At 34.1% G+C, this 18267-nt stretch carries 12 protein-coding genes and 1 tRNA gene; 5 read left to right on the top strand and 8 right to left on the bottom strand.

Annotated elements, in window-relative coordinates; genetic code table 11:
- On the top strand, window positions 1-1342 hold a 1342-nt coding region (locus tag H5T44_03525; protein MBC7081296.1), incomplete at its 5' end, for a peptidase C25.
- Here H5T44_03525 and H5T44_03520 read toward each other — a convergent pair.
- Complete coding sequence (locus tag H5T44_03520; protein MBC7081295.1) at window positions 1339-2286, bottom strand: methyltransferase domain-containing protein; 948 nt, start codon at window positions 2284-2286, stop codon at window positions 1339-1341. The two genes, H5T44_03525 and H5T44_03520, sit on opposite strands and share 4 nt — an antisense overlap.
- 94 nt (window positions 2287-2380) lie before the next feature.
- On the opposite strand from H5T44_03520, the gene H5T44_03515 reads away from it, so the two are divergent.
- Window positions 2381-4564 (top strand): vitamin B12-dependent ribonucleotide reductase, encoded by a 2184-nt coding sequence (locus tag H5T44_03515; protein ID MBC7081294.1) that lies wholly within the window; start codon window positions 2381-2383, stop codon window positions 4562-4564.
- A complete protein-coding gene (tgtA, locus tag H5T44_03510) occupies window positions 4512-6434 on the top strand; it encodes a tRNA guanosine(15) transglycosylase TgtA (protein ID MBC7081293.1) in 1923 nt (640 codons plus the stop codon). Before H5T44_03515 ends, tgtA begins: the two co-directional genes overlap by 53 nt.
- Window positions 6435-6552: 118 nt before the next feature.
- Here tgtA and H5T44_03505 read toward each other — a convergent pair whose 3' ends face one another.
- Genes H5T44_03505 through H5T44_03495 form a run of 3 tightly spaced genes read right to left on the bottom strand, consistent with a single transcriptional unit; the run spans window position 6553 to window position 9224 of the window.
- Entirely contained in the window at window positions 6553-7392 is an 840-nt protein-coding gene (locus tag H5T44_03505) for a hypothetical protein (GenBank protein ID MBC7081292.1), read from the bottom strand.
- Entirely contained in the window at window positions 7389-8528 is a 1140-nt protein-coding gene (coaBC, locus tag H5T44_03500) for a bifunctional phosphopantothenoylcysteine decarboxylase/phosphopantothenate--cysteine ligase CoaBC (GenBank protein ID MBC7081291.1), read from the bottom strand. The genes H5T44_03505 and coaBC overlap by 4 nt, the downstream gene beginning before the upstream one ends.
- A gap of 42 nt (window positions 8529-8570) precedes the next feature.
- The gene (locus tag H5T44_03495) at window positions 8571-9224 is read right to left on the bottom strand and encodes a CPBP family intramembrane metalloprotease (GenBank protein ID MBC7081290.1); all 654 of its coding nucleotides are present in this window, start codon (window positions 9222-9224) and stop codon (window positions 8571-8573) included.
- Window positions 9225-9266: 42 nt separating this feature from the next.
- Between H5T44_03495 and H5T44_03490 the strand changes: the two genes are divergently transcribed.
- Window positions 9267-9339 (top strand) — tRNA-Pro (locus tag H5T44_03490).
- A 21-nt stretch (window positions 9340-9360) separates the two neighbouring features.
- Here H5T44_03490 and H5T44_03485 read toward each other — a convergent pair.
- Genes H5T44_03485 through psmB form a run of 3 tightly spaced genes read right to left on the bottom strand, consistent with a single transcriptional unit; the run spans window position 9361 to window position 16593 of the window.
- Window positions 9361-14025, bottom strand: a complete 4665-nt coding sequence (locus tag H5T44_03485) for a PKD domain-containing protein (protein MBC7081289.1) — start codon at window positions 14023-14025, stop codon at window positions 9361-9363.
- Between the two features lie 40 nt (window positions 14026-14065).
- Window positions 14066-15964 carry a beta-CASP ribonuclease aCPSF1 gene (locus tag H5T44_03480; protein MBC7081288.1) on the bottom strand — a complete coding sequence of 633 codons (1899 nt, stop codon included), beginning with the start codon at window positions 15962-15964 and terminating at the stop codon, window positions 14066-14068.
- Window positions 15965-15969: 5 nt separating this feature from the next.
- On the bottom strand, window positions 15970-16593 hold the full coding sequence (gene psmB, locus H5T44_03475) for an archaeal proteasome endopeptidase complex subunit beta (protein ID MBC7081287.1): 624 nt from the start codon (window positions 16591-16593) through the stop codon (window positions 15970-15972).
- Here psmB and H5T44_03470 point away from each other — a divergent pair.
- Window positions 16492-16863 (top strand): DUF504 domain-containing protein, encoded by a 372-nt coding sequence (locus tag H5T44_03470; GenBank protein ID MBC7081286.1) that lies wholly within the window; start codon window positions 16492-16494, stop codon window positions 16861-16863. The two genes, psmB and H5T44_03470, sit on opposite strands and share 102 nt — an antisense overlap.
- A gap of 1 nt (window position 16864) precedes the next feature.
- Here the strand turns inward: H5T44_03470 and H5T44_03465 are convergent, their stop codons facing one another.
- Window positions 16865-18259 carry a PKD domain-containing protein gene (locus H5T44_03465; GenBank protein ID MBC7081285.1) on the bottom strand — a complete coding sequence of 465 codons (1395 nt, stop codon included), beginning with the start codon at window positions 18257-18259 and terminating at the stop codon, window positions 16865-16867.
- Window positions 18260-18267: the final 8 nt, after the last annotated feature.

Here is an 18267-nt window from a genome sequence, read left to right as displayed (position 1 = left end):
AAAAATTGATTATTCTTTGCCAGAGAAAACATTCGCTTCAACATATGATTTCCTAATAATTTCTCCTGATGCATGGGTAAGCGAGCTATCTTTGCTTAAAGAGCATAAGGAAAGCAAGGGAATAAGAACAATAGTAGTAGGGTTAAATGAAGTTTATGCTCATCCATCCGCAAGAAAAGGAAGAGATGATGCAGAAAAAGTGAAGTATTTCATAAAGAATGCAATTGAAGAATGGGGAATAAAATATGTAATGCTTGTTGGAGGAAGGCAGGGAGGAATATTCAATGAAAGATGGCTTATGCCAGTAAGATATACAAATCTTGATGATAGAAGTGGATGGGAAACTGGTTATTTAAGCGACTTATATTTTGCAGATATATATAAATATGAAAATGGCTCGATCGCTTTTGAGGACTGGGATAGCAATGGAAATGGAATATATGCGGAATGGAAAGGAATGAAAAAAGACAAGCTTGATTTGGTGCCTGATGTTTATGTTGGCAGGCTTGCTTGCAAAAATAAGATGGAGTTAAGAGATGTTATAAATAAAATTATTGAATATGAAAACAATGCAAAGGGTAAAGATTGGTTCAATAAAATGATTGTTGTAGGTGGAGATAGTTGGCCAAATCCAAGTGATCCCTATTATGAAGGGGAGGAGGAAAATAAAGCAGCCCTTGCATACATGAAAGATTTTGAGGCAATAAAACTATGGACCTCTCTTGGCACACTCACTGGTCCGCAGGATGTTATAAATGCAATAAATGGCGGGGCGGGCTTCCTCTTCTTTGATGGGCATGGAAACCCGATGAATTGGGCGACACATCCGCCACATAGCGAGGAGTGGATTGATGGATTGGGCTTAAGAGACATGAATAAATTGGAAAACAAGGGAATGTATCCTGTGTGTGTTGTTGGGGGATGCCACAATAGTCAATTCAATGTGAGCATTGTTAATCTTTTCAAGATATGGAATATAAAGGAATGGTATAGCTATATTTACAAAGGAGAGACCGCTTATGAATGCTGGGGATGGAAAATAGTAAGAATAAAGGATGGGGGAGCAATAGCAAGCCTTGGCTACACTGGTTTGGATTATTTTGCGATTGGAAATGAGGATGGAGATGATCTGCCAGATTGCATCCAATATTACTCAGGATTTTTAAATGTAAATTTCTTCAAAGAATATGCAAGTGGTGAGGATATTATTGGAGTGATTCATGCAAATACTCTTATAAGCTATATAAATACACACAATGTGATGAAAGATGAATTTCATTGTAAAACGGTTCAGGAATGGGTTTTGCTTGGAGATCCAACATTAAAGATAGGTGGCTACTAGGACTTAGACAAAACATAGAAAAATCTTGTAAGGCTTCTGTGCGCTCTAAAACAGTGTATTTCTTCTATATTAAAATAATTTTTACATATCCCCCTATATTCAAGTGATGGTAAGCCAATTACCACTTTCCTTCCCTTTCTTAAAAAATCATTTATCTTTTCAATAGCATCTTTGTATAATTTGCTCATTTCATCTGAAATATGGGAGGAGCGACCATATGGAAAATCTGTGGCAACCGCATCCACTTTTATATCAAGATCCCTCATGTCCATATTAAAAACTTCATAATTCTCTATCCCGTAGTAATTCATGTTTTCCCTACAACCTTCCACCATTTTCTTCTTTATGTCCACCCCGATGCTTTTCACCCCAATCAAGCAAGCTTCAATAAGCAATCCACCTGATCCACAGAATGGATCTAGAAGGGTTTGTCCTCTCCTAACTTGCGTCAAATTTACTAATGCCCTTGCAATTTTAGGGTGCATTGAAACAGGTGGATGGAAAGGTCTGTTGTTTGGCTTTCTCATCTCAAATTGTTTTCTATCAATTTTTTTAATTTCTCTGCAGAAATACTCTTTCTTTCCAGAAAAGATTTTTAATAAATTGTCCGGCCTTTCTAAATCAACTATTAAATTTTTTTTGCTTTTTATTATTTCTCCGAGTTTTCTTCTAATCTCATAGTTTCCTCCCTCAATTTTAAAACTCCCTTGAATATTCAATTTTTCAATAAAATTTTCTAAATCCTCGCTTATTATTTCATTTACACTGAAGGTTAAAGCAACTCTGTTTGAGTATTCATCAAAGTCATCTTTATTAACTTCCGCAATCAATATTGAATTGTGATAAATTTCTTTATAATCTATTCCACAAACACCCATACATGCTTTTGCCTCAGATAAGGGTAAGGTTGGATATTCTTTAGATAATTCAATCAAAATTTTCACAATTATAAAGAATAAATAAATATTTACATATTTCTAAAGCAACTGGAGTTGAAAGCAACGATAAAATATTTTAATAAACAATGTTATAGCAGTTATGAAACTCACTGAAAATGCAATGAAAGTTTTAGAGAAAAGATATCTAAAAAAAGATGAGAATGGAAAAGTTATAGAAACTCCAGAGGAAATGTTTCATAGAGTTGCAAAAAATATATCATTAGCGGATGAAAAATATGGAGAAGATGCAAAAAAATCGGAGAAGCAGTTTTATGAAGTAATGTCGAATTTACTTTTCTTGCCAAATTCTCCTACTCTAATGAATGCTGGAACAAATATTCAACAGCTCTCCGCCTGCTTCGTCCTTCCTGTAGAGGATTCCATGGATAAGATTTTTGAGACTTTAAAATACACCGCTTTAATACATCAAAGTGGAGGTGGAACTGGCTTCTCTTTTTCCCGCATAAGGCCAAAAGGAGATATTGTAAAAAGCACGGGAGGGATTGCAAGCGGTCCAGTTTCATTTATGAAAGTTTTTAATTCCGCAACAGATGTTATAAAGCAAGGAGGGAGGAGGAGGGGGGCAAACATGGGAATACTCAGGGTTGATCATCCGGATATACTCGAATTTATAACATGCAAGGAAGACCCTCAAGAGCTTACAAATTTCAATATCTCTGTTGCGGTAACTGACGATTTCATGGAAAAAGTGAAAAGAGGAGAAGATTATGAATTAATAAATCCAAGGACAGGAAAGGCGGTCAAAAAAATTAGTGCAAAAATGGTTTTCGATAAGATTGTTGAAGAAGCATGGAAAACAGGGGAGCCAGGAATAATATTTATAGATGAGATAAATCGTCACAATTCAACCCCTCAAATAGGAGAAATAGAAGCAACAAATCCATGCGGGGAACAACCTCTTTTGCCATATGAATCATGCAATCTTGGATCAATAAATCTCGCAAAATTTGTTAAAAAAGGAAAAATAGATTGGGAAAAATTAAAGGAAGTTGTATGGATAGCGGTTCATTTTCTTGATAATGTAATTGATATGAATAAATATCAAATTCCTCAAATTGCAGAAATGACCCTTGCCAATAGAAAGATTGGACTTGGAATAATGGGCTTCTCAGATATGCTTGTTCAGCTTAATGTTTCCTACATTGATGAAAAGGCTTTAAAAATAGCAGAGGAAATAATGTCATTTATACAAAGAGAGGCAAAGAATGCATCTGTTGAGCTTGGGAAAAATCGTGGCTCCTTCCCGAATTTTGAAAAAAGCATATATTACGGGAAATATGAAGCAATGAGAAATGCAACAGTTACAACAATTGCCCCAACTGGAAGTATATCAATAATTGCGGGTTGCTCATCTGGAATTGAGCCTTTCTTTGCCATTTCATTTACTAGAAATGTTCTGGATAAGGAAGATAAATTATATGAAATAAATCCCTATTTCAAGGAAATTGCTGAAAAAAATGGATTTTTGAGCAATGAATTGCTTGAAGAAATTGCAGAAAGAAATGGCTCAGTCCAAGGAATAGATATAATCCCAAAGGAAATACAGCGACTCTTTGTAACCGCTCTAGATATCCCACCAGAATGGCATGTGATGATGCAGGGTGCATTTCAAAAATATGTTGATAATGCAACATCAAAAACAATAAATTTAAGGGAAGATGCGACACTTGATGATGTAAGAAATGCATATATGCTTGCCTACGAATTGAAATGCAAGGGAATAACAGTCTATAGACAAGGAAGCAGACCAGAGCAAGTAATAACAACAAAAAAGAGCATGCCCCGCCCCCGCCCAGCCATCATGAGAGGTATAACAAGAAAATTGCCAACTGGATGTGGAAATCTATATGTAACAATGAATGAAGATGAGAAAGGGCTTTTTGAGGTTTTTGCAAGGTTGGGCAAGGCGGGAGGATGCGCGGATGCACAGCTTGAAGCGGTTGGGAGACTTGTGTCGCTCTGCCTCCGCTCTGGGGTAAAGCCCGAGGCAATAATAAAGCAGCTGAAGTTGATAAGATGCCCTAGCCCTTCAAATCTTCCAAAAGGTGTGAAAATTCTTTCGTGCCCTGATGCAATAGCGAAGGCAATTGAGGAATATATAAAAGGTGAAGTAGCTTTCGACATGCCTAGATTGGATCATTTTGAGGAAAAAGAAGGCGGGGAAAAATATCCAATAGGAGTATGCCCTGATTGCGGATCACCTCTTGTCTATGAGGAAGGGTGCAGGGTATGCAAACAATGTGGCTATTCAACTTGCGGATAAAATGTTTGAAATAAAGGTAAGAGATGGCCTTGCAAGAATAGGTGTTCTGCACACAAAACATGGAAAAATTTTAACTCCAACTCTTTTACCCGTAATAAATCCTCACATAGATTTGCTACCAGTAAGTGAAATTCCTATGGCAGATGCTATAATAACAAATTCATACATAATATATAGTGATGAAAATTTAAGAAAAGAAGCTGTTGAAAAAGGGCTGCATTCCTTGCTGAATTTTAAGAAACCGATAATGACTGATTCTGGCTCCTTCCAGATTTATAAATACGGGATAGAAATAGATCCTATTGAGATAGTAAAATTTCAGAGAGAAATTGGTAGCGATATAGGAACAATTCTTGATTTATTTTCGGAGAGAAAGGATTATGAGATTGTTAAAAAAGAGACGGAGGAAACAATAAGGAGGGCTAAAGAAAGCATTAAGGAAAAAGGAGAAATGCTTTTGGCTTGCACGGTTCAGGGGGGCATTTATAAGGAATTAAGAAGGAAATGCTCAAAAGAGATGGCAAAGCTCAGAGCGGATATCTATCCAATTGGAGGAGTTGTTCCTCTTATGGAGAATCAAGAATATAAAAAGTTGGCGGAGATAATAATAGAATGCAAAAAAAATCTCCCGCCCTCACGACCAATTCATCTTTTTGGGGCGGGTCATCCGTTAATTTTTCCGCTGGCGGTCGCTCTTGGATGTGATATTTTCGATTCCGCTTCTTATGTTAAGTATGCAAAAGATAACAGATTTATATTTCCCGATGGAACTAAAAAGTTAGATGAGATAGATGAAATTCCCTGCAATTGTAAGATATGCGATTCTTATTCCGCGGATGAAATGAGGAAAATGGATAGAAGAGAAAGGGAAAAGAAAATTGCTCAGCACAATCTTTTACAGGCATTTGGTAAGATAAAAAAAATCAGGGAGGCAATAAAGCATGGCTACCTTATGGAAATTGTTGAAAGAGGAGCGGTTTGTCATCCTAACCTAATGGAAGCAATGGAAATAATAAAGAATAATAAGAGATGGCTTGAAAAATATGAAAACATATCAAAAGACAAAGCATTTATTTATAGTGGTAAATATTCCATACATCGCCCCATAGTTTATAGATTGCAGAAGAGAATTATTGAAAGATATGAGCCATTTTTTGAAAAAAGTATAATATTTGATGAAATGCAAAAGCCATATACCAGTAAGAATGAATGGCTGAAAAAAATTGAGGGAAATGTTTTTATAGATTCTCCATTTGGTTTAATTCCAATTGAGCTTGATGAAATTTATCCAGTTGCCCAGTCAGTTTTTCCAGAAATTTTGGATGATGAAACAAGGAAAGAAAGCTCAAAGATATGGAGAAAATTCAAAAAATTAGAGTATGCGGGATATGAGGAATTTGGTAAAAATAGCAAAAATTTTGATTTAAGGAAAATAAGAGCGATCGCGGACTATCAATTTGGAAAAGGAGCGGGAAACGCACTTTTTAAAGGAAAAATAGAATTAATTAAATCCAAAAAGACAGGAAAAATAAGAAATGTTATTTGCGATGGAAAACATTTAGTTTCAATGAGGGCAACAGATGGCTTCTTCACCCTTAAGAAGGAAGGAGCAAAAATATTGCACAAATATTTTAAACCACCAAAAATGCGGGTTTATATTGGAAAAGAAGCAATATCATTTGTAAAGGAAGGTAAAAATGTTTTTGCAAAATTTGTTCTGGATGCTTGTAAGGAGTTAAGACCATATGATGAAGCATTGATAGTGAGTGAAAATGACGAACTTATTGCGGTTGGACAATGTGTTCTTAATAGAGAAGAAATGACTGATTTTGAGAGAGGTATTGCGGTTATAACAAGAGAAGTAGTTTAATTTATATAAACTTAAAAATTTCTTAATTATGGAATGCCATTATTGCAAAAAAGAAATAGAAAAAGATGAAATTTTTAAGGATGGAAAATACTGGCATAAAGATTGTTTCAGAAAGCATTTAAGGGAAAAAGGTTGCTAAAACTCTTGCTCCATAATTATCTATGTTGCAAACATAACTTTCATATCTTGATAGATATTTTTCAATCTCTTTATTATAGATTGCAAAAACAGAGTTGCCTATCATACACATTGATGCTTTTCCTATTTTATTGAGATGTTTTAAAACTTTCTTTACCTTCTCGCTCATAAGCCCGCTATTCTCCGCAAAATAAAGAGATAGATCAAAAAAATTCTCAATATCTGGTTTCCTCAAAAACTTCTTCAAGCAATCTTTCCCGATGTCATTTATAATTTCCCTCTTTTTCTCATCTTCCAATATGCTTTTTGTATGAATTTTTTTTCCAACTATCCCAACAATTATTTTCTCGTTCAATTCAATTTTTTTAATCTCTCCTCCAATTCCTTCCCTTAACCTAATTTCCATCCCTCCTCTCGCTGATGTCACAACATCCCCAAGGCCTGTGCCACTTTTTAACTCCGCATAATGTGCCGCCCTTATTGCCTCTGATCTATCAATTCCAAGCAATTCCGCCACCGCCAGGCAGGAGGAAAGAGAAGAGCTTGCGCTTATACCAAAACCCTGAGAGAAAGGCAATTGATTTTTTATTTTCACTTTTACACCACTAGCAATTCTTTTGATAGCGAGTTTTGTAACCTCACCCTTTCCAATATTCCCTTCCGCTACCATTTTTTTTCCAGAAATTTTTTCTGCAATTGCATAACTTCCCAGGGAAATGCACAATCCCGCTCCTCTGGAGCCGCTTTTTTCGCTACTCTCCTTTAAAAATATTTCAAAAAAGCCGGTTATGTGTGATGGAGCAAAGGAAATAACCTTCATATTAAATCAACTATATTTTTTGCAACTTCCTCTTTTCTACCTTTAACTTTTTTAATTAATCCTTCTTTCCCTATTATCCATATCTGTGTGTAATCTTTTCCTATACTATCTATCTTATTCCCTATCATATAATCTATTCCATCTCCCCTCATTCTTTTATATGCTCTTTCAAAAACATTTTTTTCTTCTAGTTTAAAGCCAATAACAATCTTTCCTATTTTCTTGAGCATTGGATTTATTCTTGGAGATGGCTCAAGGCAAACAACTACTTTTTCTTTGCTCTCTATTTTTCCCTTTCTTTTCTTTACTATAAAATCTGAAATTGCAGCACAATTTATTACTGCATCATATTTTTTTGCTTTCTTAATTAAATTGATTAGATCCTTTATTGCAGAAAAACTCCTGTTCGGAATAAATGAAAAGCTTTCTATACTACTAAACCATGTTTCAACATCCGCCCCTCTTTCATATACCTCTATTGCTATTGCTCTTGCCATTTTTCCGGAGGAAATATTTGTTAAAACTCTCACATCATCTATTGGCTCTGATGTTGGGCCACCTATAACTAGCACTTTTTTACCTTCTTTATCTTTTCCTCTCAATTCCCTTATAACCGCTTCAATTATTTCTTCATTGCTTGCCATTTTTGCTTTTCCTTCCTCAATTTTTGGAGGAATAAATTTAATTCCCTTTTCATTGCATTTTTTAATATTTTCTTCAAGAAATTTATTTTTAAACATTTTTTCGTGCATTGAAGGAGCAATTATAATTTTATTTTCAAATGCAAGAGCAAAAGTAGTGAGGGCATTATCCGCAATTCCATTCGCAATTTTAGAAATCGTATTTGCTGTACAAGGCGCAATTAGCAACAAATCCGCCTCATAGGAAACATGCTCTACATTGCCCGTCAACTCAATTATGACATCATTTCCTGTTGCAAATTTCATTGCTTGCGGATGCAGTATATTACACGCATCTTTTGTCATCACTGGATAAACATCCGCCCCGTGTCTTATTAGCTCCCTGGCAATCTTCACGCATTCAACCGCTGCAATTCCGCCTGTAATCCCAAAAATAATTTTTTTATTCCATAATTTTTTGCTCTTTTCTCCCTTTATTCTTTCGCTCGGATGCACATATTTAATTATTTTTGTGTAAATAAAGTTAATGAAATATCTTCATCCATAAAAAACACTAACAAGCAAGCTTAAAAAATTATAGAAGAAATGTGCGGATATCGGTGCAAAAATGTTTTTAAATTTGTACATTAAAAAACCCAAAAGAAGGGCAAAAAGGAAGGGCATCAAAATTTGGAAAATTGTTTTGTACTCTATATGCGCAATTGCAAAAATTAAAGAAGTTAAAAAAATTGAATATATGCCCATCTTTTTTTGTAGCAAATTTTGAATAACCCCTCTATAAAAAGTTTCCTCACTTATTGAAGAGATTATTGGTATTAGAAATAAGAGAAATGAATTTCTTTTTACAATTTCAACAATTTTCTCTGCTAAAGGATTGCTTTCTTCATATCCTATAATTGTTAGAAAAGCTCCTTGCAGAAAGAGAAAAATTATTGTTGATAGAAAGCCATATAATATTGATTTTACAGCACCCTCTTTTCTAAAATAAAGACTATTCCATATCTCACCATAATAAAGGTAAGCAAATAATATGGAAGGAATAAAAATTATCAGGAAATTGAATATAAGAGCAAACATTAGAGATTGGGAGGAAATCTCTGCTTCAAAATCAATGAAGAAACTGATTGCTACAGATGAGTATATAACAAACAATGTAAATACTAAAATCAGATTAGCAATAATTTTTTTCATGAATGGAAAAGTTTTATATCCTTTTTTACTTTACGATTTTTAGGGCCCGTGGGGTAGCCTGGTATCCTTTTGGCCTTGGGAGCCAGAGACTCCGGTTCAAATCCGGGCGGGCCCATAAAATTTTTAAATTATGTTTTTAAAAGCAGATTTTTCTTCTTGAAATTAAGATTATCAGTGCAAACACAAATATGATAAGTTCGAAGGATGGGATTTCTTTTTTCTTCACCGTTATTGTTTTTTTAATGCTCGCAATCGCTCCATAATCATCCTTTACAATCAATGTTACTTCATATTCTCCTGGCTTTTCATATGCATGAGTTGGATTTTTTTCGTATGAAAAGGTTCCATCTCCAAAATTCCAAATGTATGAAATTATTTCTCCGTCCATATCAGTTGATAGATCGGTGAATTCCATCTCTTCTCCAGGACTTGCTTTTTCGGGCGAGTATATAAAATCAGCACTTGGTTCTCTATTAATTATTTCTATCTCCTTTTCCTTTTCTTTTTTGCTCCCGTTGTTATCAATAATAACCAATTTAACTTTATAAATCCCTGGCTTTATATATTTGTGATAGGAAATATTTCCATATCCATTGCTTCCATCTCCAAAGTCCCATGTATAATTTACTATATATCCATCTAAATCATAGCTATTGCTTGCATTAAATTCAACAATTTCATATGATTTTGGATTCTCTTTGAATGAAAAGTCTGCATATGGTGGAGTATTTTTTATTGAAATATTTATAGAGAATGCTCCTGTTTCATTGCTTTTATCCTTAACTGTTAAAGTTATAGTATAATTTCCAGGAACAGTATAGTTGTGAATTGGATTTCTTTCATTGCTTCTAATTCCGTTTCCAAAATCCCATGTCCATGAAATTATGTCATCTTCCCCATTTTCATCATAGGAAGAATCAAAGAACATTATGTTTTCGAATGAAGAAGGAAATGATGGATAGAAATAAAATTTTGCAATTGGTTTTTCATTCGGGATTAAAGCAGCGGTATTACATTTTTCTATAAGAGGATAGAAATCATAGCTCCCATTTATTTGATACGGAGTATCGCCAATTTCATCTTTTCCACTTATATTCTGCTTCTCACCCTTCATAAAATCCTTGCCTAGATAATCATGCCAATAATTTCCTCCAACAGGATAGGTTAAATTCCAGCTATTATTTCCTTTCTCAATTGCATTTTTCCAATTATAAACAAAATTATTTGAATAGATTTTGTTGCTTCCATATGCTTCAATTCCAATTTCATTTCTCCAGAATGAGCAATTTTTTACCGTATTATTATTTCCATATAACAAAATGCCTTTCTTATTATGATGAATCAATATTTTTTCAATTGTATTGTTCCATCCATCTACAAAAATTGATATATTATTTTCAGAGAAATTCCCGTAATAAATCTCGCAGTATGAAGAATTCAAGTAAATTCCTATACCATTTTTATAACCAGTTATGTTAGTTAATGAAAGAGTTGAGTTCTCGACCAATAGCCCAATGCTATTGTTTGCTATAATACTATCTCTCAAAGACCCATTTGCACCTGTGAATTTAGATATATTGTTCCAATTAAATATTGAATTTCTTATTGAAACATATGAAAAGTTAAACAATATATTTTCATTTTTGTAAAAAATGCTATTGTTCAATTCAATTTTTCCATTATATAAGCTCAGATTTCCTGATAAGTTACATCTCTCAATATAAGAGTTGCATTCCTTAGCGTCTAAATTCTTAATTGAACTGTTAAAGATTGAAATTTTTGAGTTTTCTACATAAATTTTATAAATTTCTGAGACAGATATGTTTATCTCTGATTCCTTAAATGATAAAGATGAAATTTTTGAATAACTAATATAGACATTCCCATTATATATAGCCCCATCCAATCCATTCATACTAGCATTTACACCGCTCACATTTATTCCATCCGCATTCTCTATACTGAAACCATATGAATTATTATAGAAATTCACCATTGCCATCCTAACTTCAGAAAATTCCCTTCCTATATTGAATAAGTTAATTCCCTTTTCATTTCCTTCAAATGAGCAATTATAAATTGCAAGCCCATAAGATGATTTCGTTGATAAACCCCGCACATTATTCCTTATTTCAATACCCTCAAAAGATAAATTCCTGCTCTTAAAAACATAAATTCCTTCTATATTTTCCCGCACAACTCCGCCTTTAAACCTCACATCCCAGCAGCCCGCCAGCAAAAGCTCGCCAGCATGCGAGTTGCTGAAATTATTTAATGAAATGTTTTTGCAACCAATAAGGGCAATGTAGCCATAGCTCCCATTTAATGCAACGTTTGATTCATTTAAAAGATATAAGAATGAAAGGCTATTCGCTGTATTATTTTCTATTTTTTGATAGAAATGATTAATTTCGCTTCCTTCCATATCAAAGTTGTATTTGTTATCTTCAAAACTATTTTTATCAATTGTGTTATAGGGTGAGGTGAAAATCCTCAATCCATACTCATTTTCTTTTACAATATTTTCATAAACTGAGTTAAAAGAATTTTTTATGTATATACCGCCACCGTTCCTATAAATGTTGGATTTAAAAATTGAGTTATTTATTCCATCACATATTATCGCAAAAGAATTATTTGAAAGAGTTGAATTTGATATGCTATTTCCATCTCCCGCTTTAATTGCGTAAATGTTTTTTGAGAAACTGCAATTTATGACGGAGGTATTATCTATATAAGCTCCTATATAATTTTCTTCTAAATTGGTATAAACAATCTCTGAATTGCTGATGTTCAATCCATTTTTACATTTTTCAATCGAGCAATTTTCTATCAATACATTGCTCGCTATTATTCCGTTCTCCAAACCCTTTATTGAAGAATTAATTACTTTTCCATTTGCTATTATTCCATTTTTTCCATTTTCTATTTTAACATTTTCAGCAAAAATATTTTTTGAGTAAATGGAGTTGGTATTGTTTAAAAGAATTAGATCGAGAAGAGTTACATTTTCTGAGTTTGCTGAGTATATACCAAAGTAGCTATACGCAATTTTATTATACCCAATAAGGATATTGTCCGTATTTATATAGATTCCAAATCCGCTAAATCCTATATCGTTGCTGACAATTTCATTGAATTTCCAGAGGTATATTCCGTAGATACATCCACTTATTTCATTCTTTACCACTTTATTGAACTCACCGGATAGATTAAATCCGTAAAACGCATTATAAACCTTATTTTCGTAAAATTCATTTTCATTTCCCTTTACAGATACTCCCCCTCCTATTGAGTTATATGTCAAATTGTTCCAATCCAATAATTCAATTTCACCTTTGATTTCATTGTAGAAGAGGATGTTTTTCCTGTTTAATTTTATTTTATCCGCTTCTATTGTACAATTATATATTGAGCAATTTTCTCCAGCGGAAAATGATGAGCCTTTTGTGCCCATTTTGCAAAAAGTAATATTTTTCAGCAAGCTAACATTTCCATATACTGTTGCATTAATTCCTTCAATAAAAACCTCTTTTGAGACATTTACATCCTCTTCATAAATTCCTTCCCTTACATATATAAATGCTCCATCACTTGCATTATTCAATGCATCACTAATTCTATTCCATGTATGATTGGCGGGATCATAAACATTTTTATCAACATAAAAATCCGCAACCAGGATAGAGTACCTTTGAGTTGCATTTTCATTATCATCATCTACCACAGTTAAGGTAACATTATAAATTCCTGATGAATTGTAGGAATGCTCAACAATGATGCCATATCCAGTGCTTCCATCTCCAAAATCCCATGTATAATTTGCTATATATCCATCTAAATCATAGCTATTGCTTGCATTAAATGTTATGTTTTTATTTGGTATAGGGTAAAATGGTTCCCAAGTAAAGTTTGCAAAAGGAGGAATATTATAAACTATAACATTCTTCAAAGTATAATTAAATGCTCCTTCATTATCTATTACAAAAAGATATACTGAGTAAATTCCATTATCATCGTATCTATATGTAACTGTAGAATTAAAGAATATTTTTCCTCCTCCAAAGTCCCATATCCAATTTGTTATATAGCCGTCTTGATCATATGAAGTACTGTTAAATGTAATATTATCAAGAGATGTTGGATTTGCTGGCTCATACGAAAAATTTGCAAAAGGCATCTTATTTGAAATATTTATTTCCCTTCTTATTGAATTAATTGAACCATTGTTATCGCGAACAGTTAAAGTAACATTGCATCTCCCTGTTAAAATATACGTATGCGTGACGACTGCTCCATATCCAATGCTCCCATCTCCAAAATCCCATGTGTAATTTGCTATATATCCATCTAAATCATAGCTCTGATCGTAATCGAAATTCCCCCGGAATGTAAAGTTGTTGCCATAAGCATTCCAATAAAATTTTGCCACAGGTGGGCGGTTGAGAACATTTATTTGCTTTACAACCATTGAAGTGTTTATAATACCACTATTATTGTATAAAGTTATCCCATGTGTTACATTATATTTTCCAGGAATTGAGTAAACATGCTGTGGGTTTTTTTCATAGCTTATATTTCCATCTCCAAAGTCCCAGGAAAAATTTACCGCATAGTTTTGGTTATATGTAGAATTGTCCCAGAAATAAACAGTTTGGAATGTTAAAGGTGTCTCTGGCTCAAAATAAAAATCAACAATTAATTCATCCATGCTACCAGAGTATACATCATATGCATTATTTATAAAAATTACTAAGGATAACAATACCAAGATGCCAGTTGCTTTTATCTTTTTTCCCATGCTATTCACCTTACTATAATCAATTGGTTATTTATAATTCTTATCTAAATCTTACTGTCTCAAGATTTTTTATTGCGAGAGTTTTTATCCCAAATTTTTTATATAAGCTAGCTGCTAAATCCATACATTTTGTCTCTTCCCCGTGATTCAATATTATTCTTTTTGGTTTTGGTGAGATATTTTTTATGAAATTCATTAGTTGGTTTCTATCAGAATGGCCTGAGAAACCTTCGCAAGTTTCAATATTAATTTCAACCTTTATTTCCTTATCTCCCAAAATGATTTCCCTATTACCTCGCTGTAATTTCCTTCCAAGAGTTCCCTCTGCCTGATAACCAACAAATATTAGGGTGCTTCTTGAATCATCCGCCCATGCCTTGAAATATTCCATTATTGGTCCACCATTGAGCATTCCACTTGTTGCAAGAATAATGCATTCATTGCTCTCGTCTATAATTTCCCTCCTCTTATCAACACTATCAACCCTTTCAAAAAAATCCGCCATCAGTGGATTTTCTCCTTCCTGAAATATTTTTTTTCTCAAATCCGCATTTAAGTATTCCGGATAAACAGTATGGATAGAAGTTGCCTCCCATATCATTCCATCAAGGTACACAGGCACTTCCGGCAATTCCTTCTCTTTTATAAGTTGCTCAATCACTATCATTACCTCTTGTGACCTCCCAATTGCAAATACAGGTATAAGCACTTTTCCTTTGTTTTCAATAGTCTTCTTTATGATATCTCGAAGTTGCTCGCTCGCCTTCTTGCGAGACGGCTGTATATCATCTTTTCCCCCATAAGTTGATTCGAGGACAATTGCCTCAAGGCGCGGGAAGTGGGTTGCGGCGGCGCTAAAAAGCCATGTTTTCTCATATTTTATATCCCCTGAGAAAGCAATGTTAAACAATCCATCACCTATATGGAAATGGCATATCGAAGAGCCAAGGATATGACCCCCTCTATGCATTGTTAATTTTATATCTGGGGCTATATCTATCGTATCTCCGTAGTTAAGAGGGATTGTATTCTGAATTTCTTTTCTTATATGTTCTGAAGTATAAGGAGCTTTTTTTGCCTCATCCCCACAAACTCTTAAGTAATCCATCTGCAAAAGAACCATTACATCCCTTGTTGGATATGTTGCATAAACTGGTCCATCATAACCATATTTAAAAAGCATTGGAACTAAGCCCGAGTGGTCAAGATGAGCATGAGTTACTACAACTCCATCTATGGACTCAAGGGGTAAAACTTCCGGCATATTGAGATATGGAGAACCGTTTTCAGGTGATGAAACATCTAACCCGCAATCAATCAATATCTTACTATCATTTGTTGATAGCATTGTACAGCTCCTGCCGACTTCTCTATATCCTCCAAGAGATGTTATTCTTACCCACTTCTCCCCTTCGCTTACGCCCCTATGTAATCTTCTCCCAAATCTTCTCAAAAACTTTATTCTTTCTTCAGAAACAAGACGCAAATATTTTCTTATGTCCTGAACTGTCTTTGATGGCATAGGAGGAGCCCTTATCACTTTCGGTGCCCAACCTATTGTTTTTCTTATTTCATTAAGCAAATTTCCTTTTTTCCCTATAGCTATGCCGGGTTTTTCAACTTCAAGGGTTACTTCTCCAACATCTGGTTCAAAATATATATTTACAAGATTTGCTTCCTTTGGGATAAGCTCTTTTATTTTTTCCTCCGCTTTTTCCATATCCATTAAAACGGATGAATCCGCTCTTACAACAATTCTTTTCTGGATTTTTTTAGCTAATTGTTTAATAAGCTCACTTTCCTCCGCAAATTTTTCCGGGTCCTTTGTATAAATAACCAACTCCGCTCCTTCGAACTCTACACCTGTTATACTTATACTTGAAGGTATAGATGCTCTTATTTCCTCTTTTATTTTTTCCAAAATTTCTTCAATTGGCATGAAAGTTATAATCCCATCTTTTTCTTTCTTTCTTCTATCTCTTCATCTTTAAGTTCTATATAATTCTTATCAGTTACAACAACAACATCAATACCATCTCCAGATGCTGAATCACGTTTCATCGCGGCTGTCAGTGCCCTTATTGCAAGATTGATTCCCTCATCAACACTCATATCCTTGGAATAATTATCTTCAAGTACACCAAAAACATATGGTGAACCTGAGCCAGTTGTTGTATATATATCTTCAATTGCTCCTCCTGCTGGGTCAAGCGAGAACACGTGCGGGCCTGATGAATCAACCCCTCCTATTATAAGTTGGACATAATATGGATAAAATTTTCTCTGATTGAGGAAGTTTGCCATAAGAGTTGCAGCTCCTTTTACTGGCATTTTCTCTTCTCTTTCAAGTTTGTAAAGCTCTGATTCTACTCTCATATATCTTGCAAGAATCTGCGCATCTCCAACAAGCCCAGCAGTTGTAAGGAGTAAATGCTCATCTATTTTATATATCTTTTTTGCTACTTTATGAGCGATAAGTGTGCCCATTGTAGCCCGCCTTTCTGCTGCTGCTACAACACCATCTTTACAAACCATTGCAAGTGTTGTTGTTCCTTTTTTATTTTCCATAATATCCCTCAAAATAGCAATTTTAATATAGCAACGGTATATAAATATTTCGTGAGAAGGATATTAAACAAGCTAAAATGGGATAAAAAATATGATTTTAACAAGGTTGTAGTATGGTACATAAGCAGAGGAAACGAAAATGATATTGATTACCTAAAAGGGGAGGATATAATAAATATAGGAGGGTATTTTCTTGAAACAAAAAGGGGAATGATCCCTTATCATAGGATAATAAAAGTTGAATACGAAGGAAAGGAAATCAGGTTTTAATTTACAGGATTTTAAGGTATGTGATTTCTTTGCTCTCCGCTTTATTTCCCGCAAAGTCGTAAGCAACGACTTTTAATTTATTAAATGAGCAAGGAAATTCTCTTGGCAATTCAACGCTGTAGGGAGAAACATAATCCTTCCAGAGAGTTTGATTGTTGAGTAGAAATTCAATACAATACATTCCAGAGCGTGTATCATTTGCCTCAACTTCCACAGCAAACCTTCCTATTATATAAGTATTATCAAATAGTGTCGGAATTATCTTGCGCGATGCTATATAAATATAGCCCTCTTCAGGTGCAACAATGCTCATCGTTGGCGCCCTTGTATCTATTTTTAATGTGATGTTTTTTTCTTGCTCACGGTTGCCCGCGTTGTCAATGCTATAAAATCTTATGATATGTTCTCCATCAGCGGAGATATTTATTTCTCCCTTATATTCTTCCCATTCTCCGTCATTAATTTTGTACAATGTTTTATTAACTCCAGAAAGGACATCGCTCGCACTCAAGCTTATTATTGGGGTGCTTCTTATCCATCCTTCATTGCCATATGTTGCATTTATTGAATAATTTGTAGATGGTGGATGCAAATCTATTTTTATTGTTAAATTTTTTTCCTGTTCATAATTCCCAGCGTTGTCGACGCTATAAAATCTCAAGATATTTATTCCTTCACTGCTTATATTGATGCTCTCATTATACTCCTTCCAGCTATCATTTCCTATTCTATAAAATGTTTTATAAATTCCAGCAAGATTATCTGTTGCATTTAAAAATATTTCAACGCTTTTATTGTACCATTCCTTAATTTCTTCAATGCTATAATTTGTTTCTGGAGGATTATTATCAAATAAAACCTGAATTTCGTCGCTATCACTTGCCTCGTCATCATCTATCACAGTTAAGGTAACATTATAAATTCCTGATGAATTGTAGGAATGCTCAACAACGATGCCATATCCAGTGCTTCCATCTCCAAAATCCCATGTATAATTTACTATACATCCATCTAAATCATAGCTATTGCTTGCATTAAATGTTATAACTGTTGCGTTTGAAATAATATTCTCGCCAGCAATTGCAACGGGAGGAACATTTAATACATTTATAATTTTTTCATTATATGCCATGTTTCCATTTTTATCCCATACAACAAGCCTTACCGTATATGTTCCATCATCCTTATACAGGTGTGCAGGGTTTCTTTCAGTACTGCTCTCCCCGTCTCCAAAATACCAAATCCATGCAACCACTTCACCAGTCGAATTATCATAGAATTGCACTTCTTGTAAATCTGTTGGTTCGTTTGGTTGCCAGTAAAAATCCGCAACTAAGGAGTTGCCATTTGCCAACGCAATTGCAAAAATTACCGCAAATACTATTAATTTCTTCATTTTAAATC

Source organism: Thermoplasmatales archaeon, assembly GCA_014361195.1.
Classification (GTDB): Archaea; Thermoplasmatota; E2; order UBA202; family JdFR-43; genus JACIWB01.
This window is presented reverse-complemented; position numbering and strand designations above follow the sequence as displayed.